The sequence below is a fragment of the Janthinobacterium breve genome (assembly GCF_051380895.1).
Classification (GTDB): Bacteria; Pseudomonadota; Gammaproteobacteria; order Burkholderiales; family Burkholderiaceae_D; genus Janthinobacterium.
In genome coordinates this window covers 354983-377638 of sequence record NZ_JBNYXY010000006.1, presented here as the reverse complement: position 1 = coordinate 377638, position 22656 = coordinate 354983, and the positions used below count along the sequence as shown (strand labels likewise).

Here is a 22656-nt window from a genome sequence, read left to right as displayed (position 1 = left end):
GCTTTCGGTGAAATGAGGAGATAGCGCATGATGGCTGATTGTGCTTCGAATATAAAATATCCATTTAGGCCTACCTTATTCATTTATGATATGGCCATGACTATCTCCTTACGCCATATCGAAGTGTTTCGCGCCATCATGACGACGGGCAGCGTGACGGCCGCTGCCGCCATGCTGCACACGTCGCAGCCCACCGTCAGCCGCGAGCTGGCGCGCCTCGAGCATTTGACGGGCTTGACCCTGTTCGAACGGGAGCGGGGGCGGCTGCGCCCCACGGCCCAGGCGCTTCAGCTGTTCGAGGAAGTGCAGCGCGCGTATTTCGGCCTGGAACGCATCGTCAGCACGGCGGCGGCCTTGCGCCAGTTCGACCAGGGGCAGCTGTCGATTGCCTGCCTGCCCGTATTTTCCCAGTCGCTGCTGCCGCAGGCGTGCAAGCGCTTCGTCGCCGATTTTCCGAACGTGAGTATCAGCATCACGCCGCAGGAGTCGCCGCTGCTGGAAGAGTGGCTGTCGGCGCAGCGCCACGACATCGGCCTGACGGAAGTGGGCAATGCGCCGCCTGGCACCGCGCTCGATACCTTGATGTCCGTCGATGAAGTGTGCGTGCTGCCCGACGGCCATGCGCTCGCAAGCAAAACCGTGCTGGCGCCGGCGGACTTCGCGGGCCAGCCTTTCATCAGCCTGGCCGCCGTCGACCCCTACCGCCAGCAGATCGATGCCATCTTCGCGCAGGCCGGAGTGGAGCGGCGCATGGCGCTCGACACGCACAGCGCCGCCTCCGTGTGCGCCATGGTGCGCGAAGGCGTGGGGCTGGCCATCGTCAATCCGCTCACGGCGCTGGACTACGCGGGGCAGGGCTTGCAGATCCGCCGCTTTGCAGTGTCCTTGCCGTTCACGGTGAATCTGGTCAAGCCCCTGCACCGGCCCTTGTCGCAACTGGTCGCCCTGTTCGAGCAGGCGCTGCATGCGCAGGCGGACGAGGTGAAAAGGCGCTTGCTGCAGCTGTGACGGCGCTTGTGGAGCGGTGGCGGTCAACAGAGTAAAATGGCGTTTTACTTCAAAGCCTGATTACTTCGATGACCACAACCGCTACTCCCGTCCGTACCCGCTTCGCTCCCAGCCCGACCGGCTATCTGCACCTGGGCGGTGCCCGCACCGCTTTATATAGCTGGGCGTATGCCCGCCACTTCGGCGGCACCTTCGTGCTGCGCATCGAAGACACGGATGTGGAGCGTTCCACGCCGGAAGCCGTGCAAGCCATCATCGAAGGCATGAAGTGGCTGGGCCTGGACCACGACGAAGGCCCGTTCTACCAGATGCAGCGCATGGACCGCTACCGCGAAGTCGTGGCGCAGATGCTGGCTGAAGGCACGGCGTATCATTGCTATTCCTCGCCGGAAGAAGTCGAAGCGATGCGCGAGCGCATGCGCGCCGCCGGCGAAAAGCCGCGCTACGACGGCACCTGGCGCCCGGAGCCGGGCAAGACCCTGCCGGCCATTCCTGCCGACCGCAAGCCCGTCGTGCGCTTCAAGAATCCGCTCGATGGCGACGTGACCTGGGATGATGTGGTCAAGGGCACGATCACGATTTCCAACCGCGAACTGGACGACCTGGTGATCGCCCGCCCGGACGGCACGCCGACGTATAACTTCTGCGTGGCAGTCGATGACTGGGACATGCAGATCACGCACGTTATCCGCGGCGACGACCATGTCAACAACACCCCGCGCCAGATCAACATCCTGCGCGCCATCGGCGCACCGCTGCCGCTGTACGGTCACCTGCCGATGATTTTGGGTGCGGACGGCGAGAAGCTGTCGAAGCGCCACGGCGCCGTCAGCGTGATGGATTACCCGGCGCAGGGCTTCCTGCCGGAAGCGATGCTGAACTACCTGGCGCGCCTGGGCTGGAGCCATGGCGACGATGAAGTGTTCTCGACCGAGCAGTTCTGCGAGTGGTTTAACCTGAACCACCTGTCGAAATCGGCGGCCCAGTTCAACAATGAAAAACTGGCCTGGCTGAATAACCACTATATCAAGCAGGCCGACAATACCCGCCTGGCGGACCTGGCGCGCCCGCAAATGCTGGCCGCCGGCGCCGTCTTCGAAGGCGCGCCGGACCTGGCGCAAGTGCTGGGCATGATGAAAGAGCGCGCCAACACGGTCAACGAACTGGCTGCCGCCTCGATGCTGTTCTTCCGTGAGCCGCAGCCGGAAGCGGCACTGGTGGCGCAGCACATCACGGACGCTATCAAGCCCGTGCTGGCGCAGTTCGCCGAACGTATCGCCACGGTGGAGTGGAGCAAGGAAGCCGTGGCCGCCATGATCAAGGAAGTGCTGGCCGCCAACACCATCAAGATGCCGCTGCTGGCCATGCCTTTGCGTTTGATTTTGACGGGCCAGTTGCAGACGCCGGCCATCGATCAGGTGGTGGTGATTTTCGGCCGCGACACCGTGCTGGCGCGCCTGGCAAAGTGGCTGTAATCGCCGTGATGAAATACGCGTAGAAATACGGTGCGGAAACCGTCCCTATGAAAAGTTGCTCATAGACGAAAAAGGGTATTTGCAGAGTGAAACTTCTTTGCTATACTCTTGTTTCTGCACCAACGGGGGTATAGCTCAGCTGGGAGAGCGCTTGCATGGCATGCAAGAGGTCAGCGGTTCGATCCCGCTTACCTCCACCAGCAGCAAAATCGCAGTCAGGTTTTGTTAGTCGTTGAAGTGGTGCAGTTGTTGTTTGGAAGTTCCGCGGTCCCCATCGTCTAGAGGCCTAGGACATCACCCTTTCACGGTGAGTACAGGGGTTCGAATCCCCTTGGGGACGCCAGGTAGTTGTGGTATAGTAGTGGCAGTTGTTTGTACTGATTGTTGTAAGTTCAGGCCCGTAAAAAGCGGAATCTGGATGGAAAGCAAGTAGTGGAACAAAGTCGCCAAGTGCGGCTTTTATTATTTCTGCGCCCGGGGGGTATAGCTCAGCTGGGAGAGCGCTTGCATGGCATGCAAGAGGTCAGCGGTTCGATCCCGCTTACCTCCACCAACAGCGCAGAAGTAAAATGTAGTACCAAGGTCCCCATCGTCTAGAGGCCTAGGACATCACCCTTTCACGGTGAGTACAGGGGTTCGAATCCCCTTGGGGACGCCAGTTTAGTCTGGTGTTGTGGTTGTAAAGAAGTAGCAGTGTTTCTGCGCCCGGGGGGTATAGCTCAGCTGGGAGAGCGCTTGCATGGCATGCAAGAGGTCAGCGGTTCGATCCCGCTTACCTCCACCAATAGCGCAGAAACAGGTAGTGAATAAATCAAAGTCGCCTTGAGCGGCTTTTTTTATTTGCGTCAGCGATTTCTTCGCTCGGGGGAATATGGCTAAGCTGTTAGCGCGCTTGTATGGCATGCAAGAGGTCAGCGGTTAGCTCCCGCCAACCTCCACCAATAGCGCAGAAACAGGTAGTGAATAAATCAAAGTCGCCTTGAGCGGCTTTTTTTATTTCCGCGACACTTTCCGCCATACCCCTCGGGGGAATATGGCTAAGCTGTTAGCGCGCTTGCATGGCATGCAAGAGGTCAGCGCTTAGCTCCCGCCAACCTCCACCAATAGCGCAGAAACAGGTAGTGAATAAATCAAAGTCGCCTTGAGCGGCTTTTTTTATTTCCGCGACACTTTCCTCCATACCCCTCGAGGGAATGTGGCTAAGCTGTTAGCGCGCTTGCATGGCATGCAAGAGGTCAGCGCTTAGCTTCCGCCAACCTCCACCAATAGCGCAGAATTCACATGATAATTAAAGTCGCCTTGAGCGGCTTTTTTCTCGTCATTACTTTCTGCTTTCCTTGTTGCTTGCGCGCGGCATGTCCGCATCATTTGCGTTTCGGAATGCCATTTTTACCATTCATCGCTTTTGGGTGGAGATTGTAGTGCCGGGTGTTTAAGATTTCTGGCGTTGAAGCTGCCGATGGTCAGGTTTGCGCATGCGGCAGTTTTTGCGCCTGTCAGTTTTCATGGAATTGCTTAACTCCGGAGGTGGAATGTCCCGCTTATTTGCCAGCATTTTGTTTGCTGCTTTCGTTCCCGCTCTGGCTTTCGCTGCTGCGGCACCCGTCACTCCCTTCGATCCTGCTGCCTACAAGTTGCAATCGGGGCGTCTCAATGAGGTGATGGTGCTGGGCACGCCGCACCTGTCGCAGTTGCCGAAGTCGTTTGATCCCGCGCATCTGAGTACCTTGAACGCCCGCTTGCTGGGCTGGAAGCCGCAAGCCATTGCCATCGAGGCCTTGTCCGGTCTGCAATGTGCGTACCTGCGCAGCTACCCGCAGCGCTATGTGGACACGATCAAGTCTTATTGTTGGGACCCCGCTGCCGCGCAAGCGGCGACGGGCCTGGATGTGGTGGCGGCCACCGTGCAGGCGCAGCGCTTGCTGGCCGCTTGGCCGGCGGCGCCATCCGCCGCGCAGCGGCGCACCCTGGCGTCGCTGTTCCTGGCTGGCGGCGAGCGGGCATCCGCGCTGGTGCAATGGCTGCGCCTGCCGGAGGCGGAGCGACGGGCGGGCGACGGGCTTGATGTAAAGCTGGTGGACATGCTCAATGACCGGTTGCAGCGGCGCGGCGAGGATGTGCTGATCGCAGCCGTGGTGGCGGCGAAGAGCGGGCACGAGAAGGTGTATGCCATGGACGACCATACAGCGGACGCGCCCGCCGACAATGCGCAGGACGAAAAGGCTTCCGGCGAGGCGATCATGAAGGCGTGGGATAACCCGCATACGGCGCAGCGCAAGCGTATCAGTGCAGCGCTGGAAGCGGCATTGGCGACGCCGGCAGGCGTGCTGGCCATGTACCGTGCCTATAACGAGCCTGGGCGGGCCGAGCTAGTCTTTCGCAGCGATTTCGGCGCGGCGCTGGAGGAGTCGTCGCCACAGCATTTCGGCCGCAATTACGTGGCCTATTGGGGAGCGCGCAATTTGCGCATGGCATCGAATATCCGCGAAGTCATGATGGCGCGACCCGGCATGCGCGTCCTGGTGGTGGTGGGGGCGTCGCACAAGGCTTACCTGGAAGCCTATTTGAACCAGATGCATGACGTGCGCATCGTTGGCACGGACGTTATCCTGCACCAGGAAAACTGATCGCCCGTTTGCTTGCCTTTCTATTATCATCGCGTTCCCATGGGAGCGGGAAGTGCAATAAGAAGGAAAATAAGAGGCCAGCAGTTGATTTCGTGAATCGCTTCGTGTTAAACTTCGCGCACGCTTTTTTGAGGGGCTAAGCAAGGCCTTCAACGAAGAGTTTGCTGAGAGTAAAGCCAGCACAGGTCCCCATCGTCTAGAGGCCTAGGACATCACCCTTTCACGGTGAGTACAGGGGTTCGAATCCCCTTGGGGACGCCAGGATTCAGTTGTAAAGTAAGTGCAGCGCTGAACGGGCCTGACAAGTCAGGCTTTTTTTGTTTCTGCGATTGCTGCAGTACCGGGTCAGGATGCGAAGTAGTGCATTCAGGACAGATTTCTGTCCCCATCGTCTAGAGGCCTAGGACATCACCCTTTCACGGTGAGTACAGGGGTTCGAATCCCCTTGGGGACGCCAGATTCGCGTAGTAAAAAGGTCGGGATGCAGGGTAGCGCATCCAGGACAGATTTTCTGTCCCCATCGTCTAGAGGCCTAGGACATCACCCTTTCACGGTGAGTACAGGGGTTCGAATCCCCTTGGGGACGCCAGACCGGCTGAATCAGCCAACAAAAAAGCCGCCTGGTAACAGCGCGGCTTTTTTGTTATTTGCCGGCATGCCAACGCTTCCCCCTTCATTTTTTTGCCTGCTCATGCCATTACCTAGCGATCGTGCACCATCTCTGGCTATCTTCTGCAAAGTCGTCGACAACTACGGCGATATCGGCATTTGCTGGCGCCTGGCGCGGCAGTTGAGCGGCGAGCATGGTGTCGCTGTCACCCTGTGGGTCGACGATTTGCTGAGTTTTCAGCGCATCTGCCCCGGCATCGACGTGGCAGTGGAAACGCAGCAGGCCAGCGGCGTGACGGTGCGCCACTGGCGCGGCCAGGAGGGCGTGTTTGCACCTGCCGATATCGCCGATATCGTCATCGAGTTTTTTGCCTGCGACATTCCGCCTGACTACATCGCCGCCATGGCGCAGTGCGCGCCGCACCCGGTGTGGCTGAACCTGGAAGGCTTGACGGCGGAAGAGTGGGTCGAAGGCTGCCATGCATTGACGTCGCCGCGCCATGGCATGATCAAGCATTTCTTCTTCCCCGGTTTCACGCATAAGACGGGCGGCTTGCTGCGCGAAACGGCGCTCGACGAAAAAAGGTTGGCGTTCCAGGCCGATGCCGGTGCCATGGCGGCATTTTTGGAGCAGTTCGGCGTAACGGCGGCGGAAATGTCTGCTTTGAAAGTATCGCTGTTCTGCTACCCGTCCGCCCCCGTCGCCCAGTTGTTTGGTGTTTGGCAGGCGGGTAGCGAGCCCGTGACGTGCCTGGTGCCGGAAGGCGTCGCGTTCGATGCCGTTCAAGCGTTTATCGGCGACGATGCGGCGGTGGCTGGTGCGGTGCACACGCGCGGCGCGCTTACCGTGCGCGTGCTGCCTTTCGTGCCGCAAGACGATTACGACCGCCTGCTGTGGGCCTGCGACGTCAATCTCGTGCGCGGTGAGGATTCCTTCGTGCGCGCGCAATGGGCAGGCCGGCCATTTCTCTGGCATATCTACTTGCAAGATGAAAACTTGCATCACGTGAAATTGCGCGCCTTCTTGCAGCGCTATGCGGCGGATGCGGATGGGCCGATAGCCAGCCTGGTGCAGGCAGCGCTGGCCTGGAATGGCGCCAGCGCGGACGCCTTGCCCTGGACGCAGTTGTGGCCCGCCTTGCAGGCCGATCTGCCGCGCATCAGCGCGCGCGCGCAGGCCTGGCAGCTGCAGATGCAGTCCAATGGCGATCTGGCAAGTAACTTGCTGGCATTCGCCGGCGCGACGAGATAGGCGCTTGCCAAAAATTAAGGTAAAATGCCCGGTTATTTCTAACGTATTTTTAACCGATCAAACGCAAGCTTGCGGCGCTGATGGCGCACAGGCGGCAGATGGTCTTCATGCAACCCACTTTTTACGTACATTCCTATGAAACCCGCAAAAGAAATTCGTGTTGGCAATATCATCATGGTCGACAGCAAGCCAATGATCGTGTTGCGTTCTGATGTCAACGGTTCGAGCCGCACGGGCTTCACCTACAAATGGAAGATGAAAAATCTTCTGACGAACACCCCGATGGAAAACGTGTTCCGCGGCGACGACAAGTTTGATGTTGTTGTTCTGGATAAAAAACCAGTGACGTATTCGTACTTCGCCGACCCGCTGTTCGTCTTCATGGACACCGAGTACAACCAGTATGAAATCGAAGAAGAAAACCTGGGCGATGCACTGCATTACCTGAAGGATGGCATGGAATGCGAAGCCATTTTCTACGACGGCAAAGCCATCTCCGTTGAACTGCCTACGACCATCGCCCGTCAAGTGGTGTACTCGGAGCCTGCAGTCAAGGGCAACACTTCGGGCAACGTCCTGAAAGAAGCCAAGATCGAAAACGCCATCGACGCGCACCGCCACATCGTGCAAGTGCCGCTGTTCGTGGCACAAGACGACGTCATCGAAATCGACACCCGTACCAACGAATACAAGCGTGTCGTACGCAACTGATAGATCGTCACGCTGCGCTGCTCGCAGGGCCCGGCAAACGCCGGCCTGGCTTGCCCCAGTGCTTGACCATCAAGAAACGCTGCCTTCGGGCGGCGTTTTTTTTTGCTTAAAAAATAATTCCCTTCAACAACAATTGTGTTGCAAGGACTGCTATGCTATGGCTAGAACATTATTGCGGTAGAAACATTGAAGTTTCCTGGAGATACCATGCAGCGCAGTCAGATGTTACGCAATGGCGCGTCCCGGGGCGTGGCGCGTCCCGTATTGGCCCGTGCCACGGCGCCCGCCAGCCCCATGGCCCATCTGCTCGATGCGGGCGTCTTGCCGCAACAGCAGATGATGCAGGCAGGCAAACTCAGTTCGCATGCGCTGACATCGCAGTACCTGGGGCGCATCCGTTCCCTGTGCAGCATCGGCGCGCGTGCTTATCCCGGCATTGAAATCAATCCCGATGCGCTGAAAATTGCCCTGGAAATGGATCGCGAAAGGCAGGTGCACAAGGTGCGCGGCCCCTTGCATGGCATCCCCATCGTCTTGCGCGACAATATTGCCACGGGCGACCGCATGAAGACGCGCACGCAGGCACCCCTGGCCACGCATGCCAGCTGCGATTCTTTTGTGGCGGCGCGCTTGCGCGCGGCCGGCGCCGTCATCATCGGCAAAAGCAATTTGCGCCAGTGGGCCGCCGTCAGCGTGCCGCATGCCAGTGCCAGCTGGGCCGGCCTGACCATCCTGGCCGTGGACAGCGCTGCGGATGGATCCATTGTCGCGCCCGCATCAACGTGCGGCCTGGTTGCCATCAAGCCCACGGGCAGGGCTGCCAGCGGGCAGGGCGGCGAGTTCGCCACGGCAGGACCGATGGCGCCCAGCGTGCGCGAGGCGGCCTGGCTGCTCGCCGCCCTGACCGGCGAGCGCCTGGCCGATGGCATGGTGTTCGATGCCGCCGGTTTGCAGGGGCGCCGCATCGGCGTGGCGCGCCACCTGTTCGGCCTGTGTGCCGGGACCGATGCCGTGATCGAGCAGGCACTGCTGGTGCTGCGCGAACAGGGGGCGGAACTGATCGAGCCGCCGCCCGCGTCCGAGCCTGGCGGCATCGCAGCGTTGCTGTGCTCGCATGGGCTCGATGCGCTGGTTGGGCCCACATGCCATGGGGTAGCGCAGGCGCAGTCCGCCTTGCCCCATATCACGGTGCCGGCCGGCGTGGTAAAGGGCTTGCCCATCGGTTTGTCCTTCATCGGCCCTGCCCACGCCGAAATGCCGCTCATTGCGATGGCATATGCCTACGAGCAGGCGACGTTGCACCGGCGCACGCCCGCATTGCCATCCAGCATCACGCAGGCGCTGCGTTGACCATGATGATACTTTTCGCTTTCTTTCGATAAACTATGCTTGCAACCTTGCTGCTGAGTGCGGCCGTGGCCGCCACCCCGACTCCTTTTGATGCCGCGCAACTGTCTGGCAGCTGGTCCGACAGCGTGAATACCAGTAGTGTTTGCGAAGAAGCGCGGCACTTTACGCGCATGCAGTTGTCTGACGACCATCAGCGGCTGGCGATTTTCAACGACCGCACCTGGAAAAGCAAGCTGGGTGAAACCAACCGCTTTGCCGCGATCGTGGTGGCAGAGACGGAGCGCAGTCTGACTTTGCGCTATGACAATGAAACCCGCCTCAATGCCGCTGGCAAGCTGGTGGAATGGCAGTTGATCATCGTCGCGCCCGGCGTTTACCGCTGGCGCGAGACGGGCTGGCCCGATGGCAAGGTCAACGGGGTCGTCGGCATCCGCTGCTCTCCCTGATGCCGGTGTGCAAGCATGGCATTCTGCTATGCTGCCAGCATTAACCGATGTTTTTAGGAGATTGCATGTCCGCACGTTTGCTGTTCCCCCTGTTCCTGGCCGCCGCCGTGGCGCTGGCCGCCATGCCGGTGCAAGCGCGAACGCCCAAGCTGTCGCTCATTGAGCAAGCGCAAAGCTGCGATGGTGGCCACACCTGCCCGTATTTCCCCGACGTCTACAAGGCGGACTACGCCTTTCGCAAGGCCTTCAATGTGGGCTTGAAAAAGGCCGGCCTGAAGCGCCAACGCTGGGTGCCGGACGGCGTTGCCAGCCCGCTCAAGCCCGTCGAGATCGACGGCAAGGCGCGCCTGCTCAGCAGTGTCTGCGAACCGCACAATTGCGGCCACCACTACACCATCCTGTACGACCCGGTCGAGCGCAGCATGACGGGCGTGTATATGGGCAGCGATGCCAAGGGCGGCTTGCGCACCGTGTACTTCGGCGAGCCCAGCATCGCCGAAGCCGACCTGCTGTTCAAGAACTGATGTACGCGCCACTGCATATTTCCAGCGAGCGCGACGAACTGGACGTGCCCATGATCCACCGCTACCTGAGCGAGCAGTCGTACTGGAAGCGCGGCGTGGCGATTGAAATGGTGCGCAAGGGGATCGCCAACGCGCTGTGTTTCGGCGGCTATGTGGATGGTCAGCAAGTAGCGTTCGCCAGGGTCATCACCGATTACACGGATTTTGCCTATCTGCGCGACGTGTTCGTGCTGCCCGCTTTCCAGGGGCGCGGATATGGCAAGCAGATGGTGGCTGCCGTGCTCGGCGATGCACGCTTGCGCGATGTCGCCTGGATGCTGGGGACCGATGATGCGCATGGCCTGTATGCGGGTTTTGGTTTTGCGCCGCTGGAGGCGCCGCAAAAATACATGCGCCGCCCGGTGTTGTAAAAAATTATCAAAAAACCTTTTGATGTCAAGAGAACTATTAACATTATTGTACGCAATAATGTTGCATTGATAATGACGTCATGTCATTATGCGCGCTCTGCAGCGTGCGCAGCGGTGCGTTGCTGGTGCTGTGCTTTGCCGTCGCCTCCGGGCGCAGGCAATGGTGGTGAGCGGTCCGATCGGTCGTCCCTGGCACGTTTTCTCTTTACTTTAAAGGAATACATCATGAAACAATATGGAGCCGAGTTCCTCGGCACGTTCTGGCTGGTGCTGGGCGGTTGCGGCAGCGCCGTGCTTGCCGCTGCCTTTCCCGGTCTTGGCATCGGTTTTGCCGGCGTGGCGCTGGCGTTTGGCCTGACGGTGCTGACCATGGCCTACGTCATCGGCCACATCTCGGGTTGCCATTTGAATCCTGCCGTGTCGATCGGCCTGTGGGCCGGTGGCCGCTTTCCCGCCAATCAACTGTTGCCATACATCATCGCGCAAGTGCTGGGCGCCATCGTGGCCGGCGGCGTGCTGTACGTGATCGCCAGCGGGCAGGCCGGCTTCGATGTCAGCAAGGGCTTTGCCTCGAACGGCTATGGCGCCCATTCGCCGGGCGGCTATTCGATGCTGTCGGCGCTGGTGATTGAAATCGTGCTGACGATGTTCTTCCTGATCGTCATCCTGGGCGCCACCGACAAGCGCGCCCCGTCCGGTTTTGCCCCGCTGCCGATCGGCCTGGCGCTGACCCTGATCCACCTGATCAGCATCCCCGTCACGAATACCTCCGTCAACCCGGCCCGCAGCACGGGCGTGGCCCTGTACGTGGGCGATTGGGCTACCAGTCAGCTGTGGTTGTTCTGGCTGGCACCCATCATCGGCGCCTTGCTGGGCGCGCTGGCCTATCGCTTGATTGCGGGCGAAAAAGAGTAAGTTTGAGCATGTAGAAGAAGCAGCCTGCGGGCTGCTTTCTTCGTTTACTCGGCGGCGCGCCACTCGCTCAGGTAGTGCTGCGGCGTGCGGCCCAGGATGCGGCGGAACATGGCGCTGAAGGCGCTGGGGCTGGCGTAGCCCAGCGCATAGGCGATGGCCGCCACGCCTTCGCCCCGGTCCAGGCGGCAGAATGCCTCGGCCAGGTGGACTTGCTGCAGCCATTGGCGGTAGTGCAAGCCCGTTTCCTTGGGAAATAAACGGATCAGGGTGCGCGCGCTGGCACCCGCGTCCTGTGCCCACTCCTCGATGCTGCGCCGGCTGCCGGGCGCGCTCATGATGGCCGAGCAAACGGCCACCAGGCGGCGGTCGCGGGGCCAAGGTATGGCGATGGGCACGGTATCGGCCGCCGTCAGTTCCGACAGGATCAGGTGCGCCAGCCAGTCGCCACGCCCCGCCAGCGCATATTCGATCGGTTCGGCCAGCAAGGCCAGGATCAGCTCGCGCAGCAGCCGGCTTACTTCCAGCACCTTGCAATCTGCCCCATACGGGGCCGCCACCTGCGCATCGATGTACACGGTGCGCATGCTCAGTTCGCTCAAGATGTGGACTTCATGCACGACGCCCACGGGGATCAGCAGGGCGCGCCGGGGTGGCAAGATCCACACGCCATGTTCGGTGGAGACGCGCATCACGCCTTCCGTCGCATACAGCAGTTGCGCCCGCACATGGCTGTGCGGCGCCGTGTAGTCGCCTGCCGCATATTGCCTGGACATGGCCGTCACGGGCCGCGGCACATGCTGGTAATCGTGCGAGCTGGTGCTGCGGCTGAACGGCACGCCGTCGGGGTGGGTCTGGGCGGGGTGGTGGGTGTACATGTGGGGCGTTGGATTGTCGCTTAATTGTCACTCGGTTGTCACTTGGGCGACGATTATTGGAAGTTATCAGTTCAGTGACCATACTATACTGGCTTCTTTGCCGGGCCGCCCGCCGTGCCCGATTATTGCGGATGACACATGCACACAACCACACCTGCCCCAGCATTGGCCAAGTCCGTGCCGGCGGCCCCCTCGCTTCATAGTTCCCAACAACAACAATCTGGCCTGGCCATGCACATCCTGGGCGCCGTTGCCTTCGTGCATTTGCTCAATGACCTGATCCAGGCATTATTGCCGTCGATTTATCCGATGCTGAAAGCCGAGTTTTCACTCAGTTTTACCCAGGTCGGCCTTATAACCCTGACGTTCCAGTGCACGGCATCGTTGCTGCAACCCTGGATCGGCTTGTACACGGACCGCCGTCCGCTGCCATTCCTGCTGCCCATCGGCATGTGCTTTACCCTGGCCGGCGTGCTGATGTTGTCCATCGTCTCGACCTTCCCGACCCTCTTGATCGCCTCGGGCCTGATCGGTGTCGGTTCCTCGACTTTCCACCCGGAAGCGTCGCGCGTGGCGCGCATGGCCTCGGGCGGGCGCTACGGCTTTGCGCAATCGCTGTTCCAGGTGGGCGGCAATGTGGGTTCCGCGCTGGGGCCGCTGCTGGCGGCGGCCGTCATCGTGAACCGTGGCCAGGGCAATATCGCCTGGTTCAGTTTGCTGGCCGTGCTGGCCATCGGCGTGCTGTACAAGGTCAGCCACTGGTACAGCGGCCACCTGGCCAGCTTCAAGCCGAAAGCGGGCGGTCATGGGCCGAACTTGTCGCGCAACAAGGTGATGGGTGCGCTGGGCGTGCTGGCCCTGCTGGTATTCTCGAAGTACATCTACATGGCCAGCTTGTCGAGCTACTACACGTTTTACCTGATCGACAAGTTCCACCTGTCCATCGGCGCAGCGCAGCTGTACCTGTTCCTGTTTCTCGCCGCCGTGGCCGCCGGCACCTTCATGGGCGGCCCCATCGGTGACCGTATCGGCCGCAAGCGCGTGATCTGGATTTCCATCCTGGGCGCGGCACCGTTCACCCTGCTGCTGCCGTATGTCGACCTGTTCTGGACGGCCGTATTGACGGTCATCATCGGTTTCGTGATTTCCTCCGCTTTTTCCGCCATCGTCGTCTTTGCGCAGGAATTGGTGCCGGGCAAGGTGGGCATGATCGCGGGGATCTTCTTTGGCCTGATGTTCGGCGTGTCCGGCATCGCGGCGGCCGCCATGGGCCACCTGGCCGACGTGTCGGGCATCGCCTATGTGTATAAAATCTGCTCCTACCTGCCGTTGCTGGGCATCCTGACGGTGCTGCTGCCGCATATCGAGCAGGCGAAAAAATAAGCCAGCGTCGCGGGAGGGCTTGACGGCCCGCCCGCGCGCATGCGATATTTGTTGCATGATCAATTTCATCCTCCCTCCAGTTCTTGCATCCGGCGCCGCTGCTGCGCTGTGTCCGTGTACCTGGCTTCGTGAGGATGCGGCCCGGCGCCGTTAAACTTTTTACTCCTCATTCCGATGGCCACAGTGTTGAAAAACCTGTGGCTATTTTCTTTTTCCGCAGCGCTAATGAAAGTCCCGCATGACACTCCATTTGTACGACACGTATAGCCGCAGCCTGCGGCCGTTTGAACCCATCGCTCCGGGCCAGGCTGGCCTGTACGCCTGCGGTCCCACCGTCTACGATTACGCGCATATCGGCAATCTGCGCACCTATCTGTTCGTCGACGGCTTGCGCCGCGCGCTCGCGTTCAACGGCTTGCAGGTGCGCCATGTGATGAATATCACGGACGTGGGCCATTTGACGTCCGATGCGGACAGCGGCGACGACAAGGTCGAAGCGCGCAGCCGGCGCAGCGGCGAGTCGGCCTGGGACATCGCCGCCGCATTCACGCGCGCGTTTGAAGACGATTTGCGCCAGCTCAATATCCTGCCGCCCACGGTCTGGTGCCGCGCCACCGACCATATCGCGGAACAGATCGCGTTCATCGCCGACCTGGAGGCCAAGGGCTATACCTACCGCACCGACGACGGCATCTATTTCGACACCACGCGCCAGGACGATTATGGCAAGCTGGCGCGCCTGAAGCGCGATGGCCTGCAGGCGGGCAAGCGGGTGGATCTGGGAGAGAAGCGCGATATCTGCGACTTCGCGCTGTGGAAATTCAGCGGCGTGCCGGGCCAGCGCCAGATGGAGTGGGACAGCCCCTGGGGCCTGGGTTTTCCGGGCTGGCATATCGAATGCTCGGCCATGGCGGAAAAGCACCTGGGCACGTATTTCGACATCCATTGCGGCGGCGAAGACCACGTGGCTGTCCACCACAGCAACGAAATCGCGCAAACGCAGGCACGCCACGGCACGCGCCTGGCCAATTTCTGGCTGCATGGCGCGTTCCTCAAGACGCAGGATGCGAAGATGTCGAAATCCACGGGTGACTTTTTGCGCCTGCAAAGCCTGCTGGAGCAGGGCGTCGATCCGCTCGCCTACCGCTACCTGTGCCTGGGCGCCCATTACCGCAGCAGCCTCAATTTTACGGATGACGCCCTGCGCGCCGCCGCCAGCGGCCTGGCGCGCCTGCGCGTGGCCGTGCATGGCCTGGGTGATGCGGACGGCGATGCCGATCCCGCGTGGCTGGCGCGTTTTACGGCGTGCATCAACGATGACCTGAATTATCCGCGCGCGCTGGCCGTGGCCTGGGAACTGCTGAAAAGTGATATACCCGATAACGCCAAAAAAGCGACCTTGCTGCGCTTCGACGAGGCCTTGGGCTTGGATTTGTTGCACTGGCAGCCGGCGCAGGTGGACGTGCCGCAGCAGGTGCAGGCATGGATGGCAGAAAGGGCGGCTGCCCGCATGGGGCGGCGCTGGGCCGAGGCTGACCGTTTGCGCGCACTGGCGCGTGCGGCCGGTTATGACATCGACGATACGCCGCAGGGCCAGCAGGCGCGCGCCTTGTGAGCGCCTTATGCGAGCCGGCGGGGCATAATGTCCGCCTGATGAACGCGGGAGATGCCGTGAAGCGTAGCGTGCTGTTATTGAGTTCTTGTCTTGCCTTCTCGTCCGCGCAGGCGGCCAGCGAGTGTCCCGGCTTTCCCGTCCTGGCCATGTCGGGCGAGGCGCTGCTGGCGCAAGTGCGCGCGCTGCCGCCCGTCGGCATCGACCGCGAACGGCAGGCGTGCGCGCCGGCGACCATCATCGATTTCGCCTACAGCGGCGGCACTTTGTGCCGCTTTGGCGGCGAGGTCGATGCCGCGACGGCGGCCATCACGCGCCTGGTCGATGGCGGTGAGCTGGTCGAATATCTGTACCTGTTCCCGTATGCGCCGGACTCGCACGCGCGCCTGCTGGCGCTGCTGGCCGCGCATTTTAGCCAGGTCGACAAGGCGGCTTATCCGGCCTTCCTGCAGGCCGCCAGGCCGGGCAAGGAAACCACGGCCCTGTTTGCGTATGGCGGCTACTATATCTCGCTGGGCAAGCCCACCGAAGGCGATTCCGCCGAATGGTACTCGAATGTGATCTTTGAAAAAATGGATAAGCCTGCGCTGGGCGTGCGCAAAGTCTGCCAGGAGGGGAGCGATGGTTGAAGCCGACGCCTTTCCGGCAGCATTGGCGGACACGCTGGCCGGGCTGCTGCCCGCGCTGTCCACAGGCCAGTTGCACGCACCTTCGGTGCCGTTTGACGTGCATCAGGATGGCCGCCTGCTGCGCATTCCCATGCGCACCTATTACCACCGCGAGCAGCTGCTGGCCTGCACCCGGCTGGCGGGCGACGCGGGCGTGATCGCCCTGTGCCTTGGCACGCGCCATCATGACGGTCATCTGCGCGAAGCCTGTTCAAGACAGTTGTTGCTGCAGGAGCGGGCGTGGACGGTGCCGTTCGTCGTGCACCTGTGCGGCGAGTATGTGCTGGAGATCGTGCAGAGAATCGTAGCGGTGCTGGGGGCCTGGAATGGGGATGCGCTGGCGCGCTATCTGCGGGAGAACCCCGCGTATGTGGCCACGCTGGAGCGGCGCGCCGTCAGCTACTGGAACTGCTACTACCGCAGGCGCTTTCCCGAATGGGAAGACTATCCGGGATGCAGGGCCATGGCGGCCCTGCGTGCCTTGCAGGCGCTTACGCCTCGATAAAGCGCATCTTGAAGCTGCGGCCCTTGATGTTGCCGAAGTCGCGGCCCAAGGAGTTACCGGCGTTGAGGCGCTTGAAGGCTGCTTCTGCGACCTTGCGATCGAGTGCCACGTAGGTCATGAACTCGAAAACGTTGATCTTGCCCACTTGCTCCTTGGTCAGGCCCGCATCGCCCGTCAGCGCGCCCAGCAAGTCGCCCGGACGCAGCTTGTCCTTCTTGCCGCCCATGATGCACAGGGTGACCATCGGCGCCGGCAGCGCCTCGATCCCGTCATCTTCAGCCAGTTCTTTCAGGTCGTGCCATTCGGCGGCGCTGTTCTGGTACTGCTCGATCAGTTTGACCCATTTTTTCTCGTTTGGCGCGCACAGCGACAGGGCCAGGCCCTTCTTGCTGCCGCGGCCCGTGCGGCCGATGCGGTGGATATGCACTTCCGTGTCTTTCGAGACGTCGACGTTGATCACGGCGCCCAGGTCGGAAATATCGAGCCCGCGCGCGGCGACGTCGGTGGCGACCAGCACGGAGCAGCTGCGATTGGCAAACAGTACCAGGATTTCATCGCGCTCGCGCTGTTCCAGCTCGCCGTACAGGGCCAGCGCGGAAAAGCCTTGCTGGCGCAGTTCCTCGGCCAGTTCGCGGCAATGCACCTTGGTGTTGCAGAAGGCCAGGGTGGATTCCGGTTTGAAGTGTTTGAGCAGCTTGCCGACGGCGCCATTGCGTTCGTCAAAGCCGATTTCATAGAAACGCTGTTCGATCTTGTCGTTGTCGTGCTGTGCCTCGACCGTCACTTCCAGCGGATTGACGAGGAACGATGCCGTGGCGCGGCGGATGTCTTCCGGATACGTGGCCGAGAACAGCAGGGTCTGGCGGCGTGCGGGGCAGGCGCTGACGATGCCGGCGATTTCCTCGTAAAAGCCCATGTCCGTCATGCGGTCCGCTTCATCGAGCACCAAGGTTTGCACGTGGTTCAGGTTGATGGTGCCGCGGCCCAGATGGTCGCGCATGCGGCCGGGCGTGCCGACGACGATGTGGGCGCCATGTTCCAGCGAGGCGATCTGCGGGCGCATCGGCGCGCCGCCCGTCAGGGTCAGGATCTTGATGTTGCCGGCCGCGCGCGCCAGGCGGCGCAATTCATTGGCCACCTGGTCGGCCAGTTCGCGCGTGGGGCACAGCACCAGGCCCTGCACGGCAAACCAGGCCGGATTGAGCTTGTGCAGGATGCCGATGCCGAAGGCGGCTGTCTTGCCGCTGCCCGTCTTGGCCTGGGCGATCAGGTCGCGGCCATCGAGCACCGCCGGCAGGCTTTGCGCCTGGATGGTGGTCATCTCGTGGTAGCCGAGCGAGTCCAGATTGGCCAGGAAGGCGGGCGTCAGCGGCAGGCTGGAAAAAGAATTGGTGGTGGCGGTGGTGGTGTTCATAGGGGCGGAGCCGGTAAAAAGCGGGTGGGTGGGCACAGTCTACAGGCTTACGCCCTTGTGCGGTGGTGTGGAAGCTGGCGGCAAACGGCCGCCCGCGTGGTGTATTAATTGTCAGGCGCCCAGATGGGCAGGCCGGTCAGATCGAGGCCGGCGTCGCGTGTCCACACGGGCAGGCCCGTGGCATCGGTCGGCTCCAGCAATTCGAGCTGCACCTGCTTCAAAGCCACCTTGCGCGCACGCGCGCGGCGCTGTGGCTCCGGCGCCGGCTCTGGTGCTTCGTGCGCTGGCAGCTGGCCGAAACCGGGCAAGTCGATGGTGGCGTTGTCTTTTTTATCTCTCATTTGCTAACCTCTGTCCTTGGCCTGCGAAAGCCAAGGGGCGGGCAACGTGCCCCGCCTATGTCTATACGCTTTAACTTCATCCACAAAACAAAAGCCCGGCTACTGGAGTCGGGCTCATTGTGAATATCCTCGGCAGGAAAAGCAGACCTGCGGATTTAAGTGCGGCACGCAGTGTATCACAGGCGTGCCGCATTGTGGGAGGCTTAGCGGAAGCTCAAGGCGCCCGTCAAGTCGCCCGGCGGCAGCGCGCCGCGCGCCGCGAATGCGTCGTTGCGCACTTTCAGGCCTTCGAGCAGCGGCAGGTCGTGCAGGCGCGTGATCAGGCGCAGGATCGACGTCGTGTCGTAGAAACTGTGGTCGACGGCGCCTTTTTTCGCGTACGGCGAGATGACGATGGCGGGAATGCGCGTGCCCGGACCCCAGCGGTCGCCTTTTGGCGGTGCCACGTGGTCCCACCAGCCGCCGTTTTCGTCAAACGTGATCACCACGATCATGTCTTTCCACTGCGGCGATTCCTTCAGATGCTGGATGATGTTGGCCACGTGCTGGTCGCCCGACTCGATATCCGAGTAGCCGGCGTGCAGGTTCAGGTTCCCTTGCGGCTTGTAGAAGGTCACGGCCGGCAGCTTGCCTGCCACGGCGGCGGCGAGGAATTTGTTCGAAATCGGGCTGTCGCCCGTGCCGCCATCGCGCAGGTGCTCGGCGCGCGCGGCAGTGCCGGGGGCGAACTGCTTGAAGTAGTTCAGCGGCTGGTGGTGGAACTGGAAGTTAGGCTTGCTGCCGCCACCCTTCTGGTCGAGCGCAGCTTGCCAGCCGCCGCCATACCACGCCCAGCTGACGCCCTTGCGCGACAGCAGGTCGCCGATGGTGTCATAGGTTTGCGGCGGCAGGGTATTCGCGTCGGCCGGGTCGGCATGCAGCGGGTCGCCGTCAAAGGCGGGGCGGACATAGCTGGGCTGGTACGGCGGCGCCATGGTGTTGACGGCATAGCCGTCCGGCGTGAGGGCGCCGTCGTTCACGTACTTCGGCTTGCCATCGAGCGCGGAGGCGGGGCACTCGGGCGAGATCGCCAGGCGCACGCCTTGCGGGCCGTCGGACAGCACGGCGATCTTTTTCTTTGCTGCCGTCTTGGCCGCATTGAAATATTCGTTGGCGCGCCCCGTGACGAGGAACTGGTGGTTCATGTAGGAGCCGCCGAAGGCCGCCATGAAGAAGTTGTCGCACAAGGTGTATTGCTCGGCGATCTGCCACAGGTTCAGGTTTTTCGACGTTTCGCCGTAATGGCCCATCACCAGGCCGCCGCTGTCGGCCCACGCGGCAAAACCGTCGTTCTTGCCGCCGTTGATCTGCATCTGGTTGTTATAGAAGCGGTGCACCAGGTCGCGCGTGATGATGCTCTCGGGCAGGGGCTTGCCGGCCGCGTCGCTTAATTTGTAGGGCGCGTTGGGCAGGCCGGAAATCTGCTCTTCCTTGATCAGGTAATCGATGCCGCCGATATTTTGCTGGTTCGGCACCAGGCCGCCCCAGATCTTTGGCAGGGTGGCCAGCGGCTTGCCGTCGCGATCCAGTTGTTGCGCCTGTTCTGCCGTGACGGCGGACAGGGGCGCGCTGGTGCCGGGGAAATTGGCAAACAGGTTGTTGAAGCTGCGGTTTTCCAGGTAGATCACGACCACGTTCTTGACGTGCGCCTTGAGTTTCGCGTCGAGCGAACCTTTGGCGATGGTCTTCCTGGCTGGCGCGGCGTCGGCCAGCGCCGGCAGGCTGGCGGCCAGGCCGACTGCGGACGCGGCCTGGAAAATGCGCCGGCGCGAGGGATTGGCGGGTTGGTCGGCCGGATCGGCTGGCAGGGCGGGGGCGAGGTCCTTCACACATTCTCCTTGGGTGTCTCTATGGGCACGGGCGTTGGCGGCAATGGCCGGCAACGCCCGTGAAGCGGGAAAATTGTATCACCGGCCTTGCGCCGGTGTGAACTATTCAGCCGCTCCTAGAACTGATACCGCACGGTCAACGCCACCTTGCGCGCCGGGCCATACATGCCCGAGTACCACCAGTCCGACACGGAAGCCGTGTACTGCTTGTCGAACAGGTTGGCTACGTTCACGGTAGCAGACAGCTTGTCGTTGACGTCGTAGCGCGCCATTAGGCTGGCTACCGAGTACGCCTTCTGTTCCCAGTGCAGGGTGCTGTTGATCTGCCACGCATCGATGTCGGAATACACGCGGCTTTGCCAGTTCATGCCGCCGCCCACCGTCAGGCGATGCAGTTCGCCAGGCAGCCGATAAGTGGTCCACAGTTTCACCAGGTGGCGCGGGAAGGTGGTCTGGATCGCCTTGCCGGCATTGTTTTCCGTCTGGCTGTACGACCACGAGGCCGATATGTTCCAGCTTGTGGTGATGGCGCCCGTCGCTTCCAGGTCGAGGCCCTTGGTATCGGCGCCCTTGATGGTGCGGAACGCCGGATCGTTGGAGCCGGGCAGGGTGTGGCCGGGGTCCGATTCGGCAAGGTTTTTCTGGCGGATCAGATATAGCGCGGCGGCCGTGTTCAGGCGGCCATCGAACCAGCCGCTCTTGATGCCCGCTTCAAAAGTCTTGCCCTCGCGCGGCGCCAGCAGCTTGCCGTAGCGGTCTTGCGAGGCTTGCGGCTGGTAGATGGTGGAGTAACTGGCGTAGGCGCTGTGCGTGGCGTCGATGTCATACACCAGGCCGCCGTACGGCGTGAAGACGCTGCTGTCCGATGCCGGGGATGCGCTATAAAATGGCACGGTGGGTGCGTCCGAGATGTAATTCTCGCTGTAGCGCAGCACCTTGGCGCCGGCGATCAGTTTCAGGCGCTCTGAAAGATTGAGGCGCGTGGCGGCATACGCGCTCGCCTGGCGGCGCGTGCTGTCGTAGGTGACGAAGGTATCGCCAAACACGGGTGTTGCCATGCGATTCCAGCGGTACAGGTTGACGGGCTGGCCCTGGATGTTCTTGTCGAAGCGGCCATCTGTCGTGCTTTGAAATTCGTTGTAGTCCATGCCCAGCACCAGTTCGTGCTGGCGGCCGAATGCGCTGAACGGTCCGCGCACGTTGACGTCCACACTGTTGACCTGGAGCTGGTAATCGCGGTAGTCGGCGCTCATGCGCAGGCCATCGCCCGTGACCTGGTCGGGAAAGGCGCTACTCACGTTCATGAACGCCGAGCGTTCTTCCTGCGAGGACTGCACGCGGTTGGCCGAGATCTTCAGCTTCCAGTCGTTTGCCAACGCGTGTTCCAGGGTGGCGAAGAGGTCGGTCGAATAGCTGCCGAAGCGGTTCGACGTGGCGGCCGGGCTGAAGGAGCGCGGCAACTGCGTCATAACGCCATTGCTGTAAAAGAGGGGGAAGCCCAGGTAGGACAGCGAGCCCTTCGAACGCTTGCGCTGGTGCGTGACGCCGGCCGTCAGCTTCGTGTCGCGCGTGAGATCCGCCTCGATTACGCCATACACGACTTTTTTATCGTGGCTGTAGTTGTCGATGATGCTGTCGGCTTCTTCGTACAGCGCCACCAGGCGGCCGCGCACGGTGCCTGCCTCGTTGAGCGGGCCGGCAATGTCGGCCATGCCGCGCCGTTCGTTGCGGGAAGCCAGTTCGCCCTCGACGGACGCCTGGAACTGCGCCGTCGGCTTCTTGCGCACCATGTTGATGGCACCCGAGGCATCGCCCGCGCCCGTCATCAGGCCCGAGGCGCCGCGCAGCACTTCGATGCGGTCGTACAGCGCCATGTCGGCCAGGCTTTGCGACGGTATCGCGTTGAGGCCCAGGTTTTCCGAATGCGTGCTGACGCCGTCGAGCTGGTAATTGGTGATCGCATAGCCGCGCGAGGTAAAGCCGGAGCGCTCGCTGCCCAGCGAGAACAGGGTGATGCCCGGCGTTTGCGCCATCACTTGCGCAATCGTGTTCAAGCCCTGGTCCTGCATGCGCTGCTGCGTGATGACGCTGACCGATTGCGGCGTTTCCCGGATCGACAGGCCCAGTGGCGTGGCCGTGGCGATCGGCAGGGTGGAAACATACGCGCCAGTGCCTTCCGTCGCGTCCCGCTGCGCCTTGACCGACACTTCTGGCATCATGGACAGCGCCTCGCCGCCCGCCGCCGTATCGGCCGGTCGCAGCACATAGCTGCCGTTGGCGCTGCGCTCGGCCTTCAGGCCCGTGCCGCGCAGTACGCCGTTCAGGGCGGCCAGCACGTCGTGGCGGCCCGTGAGGCCAGAGGATGTTTTGCCGCGCGTCTGTTCCGGCGTGAAGCTGAGGATGACTCTGGACTGGCCGGCGACCTGGCGCAGCGCCGCTGCCAGGTCGCCGGCCGGCACCTGGAAGTCGAGGCTGGCCTCTGGCGCTGCCGTGCTTTCCTGTGCCAGGGCCGGCGCCTGGGCGTTCAGCAGCAGGGCCGAACCGATGAAGACGAGTTGGATGGCATACGCCATGCGCTTGATGCGTGGCCGTGACCGGGACCTGGAAGACATAGCTTGGGACATGGTTACCTTGTGGTGTAGTCGTCAAAAAGAACGTTGCCT

At 61.8% G+C, this 22656-nt stretch carries 19 protein-coding genes and 8 tRNA genes; 22 read left to right on the top strand and 5 right to left on the bottom strand.

Translation table 11 applies throughout. The annotated features are described in order from the left end of the window. Window positions 1-96: 96 nt before the first annotated feature. From ACQ4W0_RS14210 to aqpZ, 18 genes are all read left to right on the top strand, one after another. Window positions 97-1008: a LysR family transcriptional regulator gene (locus tag ACQ4W0_RS14210; protein ID WP_436577293.1), complete on the top strand. Its 912-nt coding sequence runs from the start codon at window positions 97-99 to the stop codon at window positions 1006-1008. Window positions 1009-1076: 68 nt separating this feature from the next. Continuing rightward, window positions 1077-2483: a glutamate--tRNA ligase gene (gene gltX, locus ACQ4W0_RS14205; protein WP_436577292.1), complete on the top strand. Its 1407-nt coding sequence runs from the start codon at window positions 1077-1079 to the stop codon at window positions 2481-2483. A 124-nt stretch (window positions 2484-2607) separates the two neighbouring features. Then, window positions 2608-2683, top strand: a tRNA-Ala gene (locus tag ACQ4W0_RS14200). 67 nt (window positions 2684-2750) lie between these two features. Further along, window positions 2751-2826: transfer RNA gene (locus ACQ4W0_RS14195), tRNA-Glu, on the top strand. 134 nt (window positions 2827-2960) lie between these two features. Then, window positions 2961-3036: transfer RNA gene (locus ACQ4W0_RS14190), tRNA-Ala, on the top strand. 29 nt (window positions 3037-3065) lie between these two features. Then, a tRNA-Glu gene (locus ACQ4W0_RS14185) sits at window positions 3066-3141 on the top strand. Between the two features lie 50 nt (window positions 3142-3191). Next, window positions 3192-3267: transfer RNA gene (locus ACQ4W0_RS14180), tRNA-Ala, on the top strand. A gap of 748 nt (window positions 3268-4015) precedes the next feature. After that, on the top strand, window positions 4016-5110 hold the full coding sequence (locus ACQ4W0_RS14175) for a DUF5694 domain-containing protein (RefSeq protein ID WP_436577291.1): 1095 nt from the start codon (window positions 4016-4018) through the stop codon (window positions 5108-5110). 185 nt (window positions 5111-5295) lie between these two features. Next, window positions 5296-5371 (top strand) — tRNA-Glu (locus tag ACQ4W0_RS14170). Window positions 5372-5491: 120 nt separating this feature from the next. Then, window positions 5492-5567 (top strand) — tRNA-Glu (locus tag ACQ4W0_RS14165). A 56-nt stretch (window positions 5568-5623) separates the two neighbouring features. Beyond that, window positions 5624-5699 (top strand) — tRNA-Glu (locus ACQ4W0_RS14160). A gap of 102 nt (window positions 5700-5801) precedes the next feature. Then, complete coding sequence (gene earP, locus ACQ4W0_RS14155; protein ID WP_436577290.1) at window positions 5802-6971, top strand: elongation factor P maturation arginine rhamnosyltransferase EarP; 1170 nt, start codon at window positions 5802-5804, stop codon at window positions 6969-6971. A 135-nt stretch (window positions 6972-7106) separates the two neighbouring features. After that, window positions 7107-7682 carry an elongation factor P gene (locus ACQ4W0_RS14150; protein ID WP_100876390.1) on the top strand — a complete coding sequence of 192 codons (576 nt, stop codon included), beginning with the start codon at window positions 7107-7109 and terminating at the stop codon, window positions 7680-7682. Between the two features lie 207 nt (window positions 7683-7889). Beyond that, the gene (locus tag ACQ4W0_RS14145; RefSeq protein ID WP_436577289.1) at window positions 7890-9032 is read left to right on the top strand and encodes an amidase family protein; all 1143 of its coding nucleotides are present in this window, start codon (window positions 7890-7892) and stop codon (window positions 9030-9032) included. A gap of 35 nt (window positions 9033-9067) precedes the next feature. Then, window positions 9068-9478, top strand: a complete 411-nt coding sequence (locus tag ACQ4W0_RS14140; RefSeq protein ID WP_436577288.1) for a hypothetical protein — start codon at window positions 9068-9070, stop codon at window positions 9476-9478. Between the two features lie 65 nt (window positions 9479-9543). Beyond that, window positions 9544-10002, top strand: a complete 459-nt coding sequence (locus ACQ4W0_RS14135) for an Ivy family c-type lysozyme inhibitor (RefSeq protein ID WP_436577287.1) — start codon at window positions 9544-9546, stop codon at window positions 10000-10002. Next, window positions 10002-10412 carry a GNAT family N-acetyltransferase gene (locus ACQ4W0_RS14130; RefSeq protein WP_436577286.1) on the top strand — a complete coding sequence of 137 codons (411 nt, stop codon included), beginning with the start codon at window positions 10002-10004 and terminating at the stop codon, window positions 10410-10412. Before ACQ4W0_RS14135 ends, ACQ4W0_RS14130 begins: the two co-directional genes overlap by 1 nt. A gap of 225 nt (window positions 10413-10637) precedes the next feature. Continuing rightward, complete coding sequence (gene aqpZ / locus ACQ4W0_RS14125) at window positions 10638-11327, top strand: aquaporin Z (protein WP_436577285.1); 690 nt, start codon at window positions 10638-10640, stop codon at window positions 11325-11327. A gap of 44 nt (window positions 11328-11371) precedes the next feature. Here the strand turns inward: aqpZ and ACQ4W0_RS14120 are convergent, their stop codons facing one another. Further along, entirely contained in the window at window positions 11372-12202 is an 831-nt protein-coding gene (locus ACQ4W0_RS14120) for an AraC family transcriptional regulator (RefSeq protein ID WP_436577284.1), read from the bottom strand. Window positions 12203-12433: 231 nt separating this feature from the next. Between ACQ4W0_RS14120 and ACQ4W0_RS14115 the strand changes: the two genes are divergently transcribed. From ACQ4W0_RS14115 to ACQ4W0_RS14100, 4 genes are all read left to right on the top strand, one after another. Continuing rightward, window positions 12434-13585, top strand: coding sequence for an MFS transporter (locus tag ACQ4W0_RS14115; RefSeq protein ID WP_436577356.1), 1152 nt, complete (start codon window positions 12434-12436; stop codon window positions 13583-13585). A gap of 238 nt (window positions 13586-13823) precedes the next feature. Then, window positions 13824-15200 (top strand): cysteine--tRNA ligase, encoded by a 1377-nt coding sequence (gene cysS, locus ACQ4W0_RS14110; protein WP_436577283.1) that lies wholly within the window; start codon window positions 13824-13826, stop codon window positions 15198-15200. Next, on the top strand, window positions 15197-15826 hold the full coding sequence (locus ACQ4W0_RS14105) for a hypothetical protein (protein ID WP_436577282.1): 630 nt from the start codon (window positions 15197-15199) through the stop codon (window positions 15824-15826). The genes cysS and ACQ4W0_RS14105 overlap by 4 nt, the downstream gene beginning before the upstream one ends. Further along, window positions 15819-16370, top strand: coding sequence for a hypothetical protein (locus tag ACQ4W0_RS14100; RefSeq protein WP_436577281.1), 552 nt, complete (start codon window positions 15819-15821; stop codon window positions 16368-16370). The genes ACQ4W0_RS14105 and ACQ4W0_RS14100 overlap by 8 nt, the downstream gene beginning before the upstream one ends. On the opposite strand, the gene dbpA is transcribed toward ACQ4W0_RS14100, so the two are convergent. The 4 genes from dbpA to ACQ4W0_RS14080 form a co-directional block, all read right to left on the bottom strand. Beyond that, window positions 16357-17784 carry an ATP-dependent RNA helicase DbpA gene (gene dbpA, locus ACQ4W0_RS14095; RefSeq protein ID WP_071078231.1) on the bottom strand — a complete coding sequence of 476 codons (1428 nt, stop codon included), beginning with the start codon at window positions 17782-17784 and terminating at the stop codon, window positions 16357-16359. The genes ACQ4W0_RS14100 and dbpA overlap by 14 nt on opposite strands. A gap of 104 nt (window positions 17785-17888) precedes the next feature. Next, window positions 17889-18125: a hypothetical protein gene (locus tag ACQ4W0_RS14090; RefSeq protein WP_102121041.1), complete on the bottom strand. Its 237-nt coding sequence runs from the start codon at window positions 18123-18125 to the stop codon at window positions 17889-17891. A 203-nt stretch (window positions 18126-18328) separates the two neighbouring features. Beyond that, a complete protein-coding gene (locus ACQ4W0_RS14085; RefSeq protein WP_436577280.1) occupies window positions 18329-19993 on the bottom strand; it encodes an acid phosphatase in 1665 nt (554 codons plus the stop codon). Window positions 19994-20109: 116 nt separating this feature from the next. Further along, complete coding sequence (locus tag ACQ4W0_RS14080) at window positions 20110-22566, bottom strand: TonB-dependent siderophore receptor (RefSeq protein WP_436577279.1); 2457 nt, start codon at window positions 22564-22566, stop codon at window positions 20110-20112. Window positions 22567-22656: the final 90 nt, after the last annotated feature.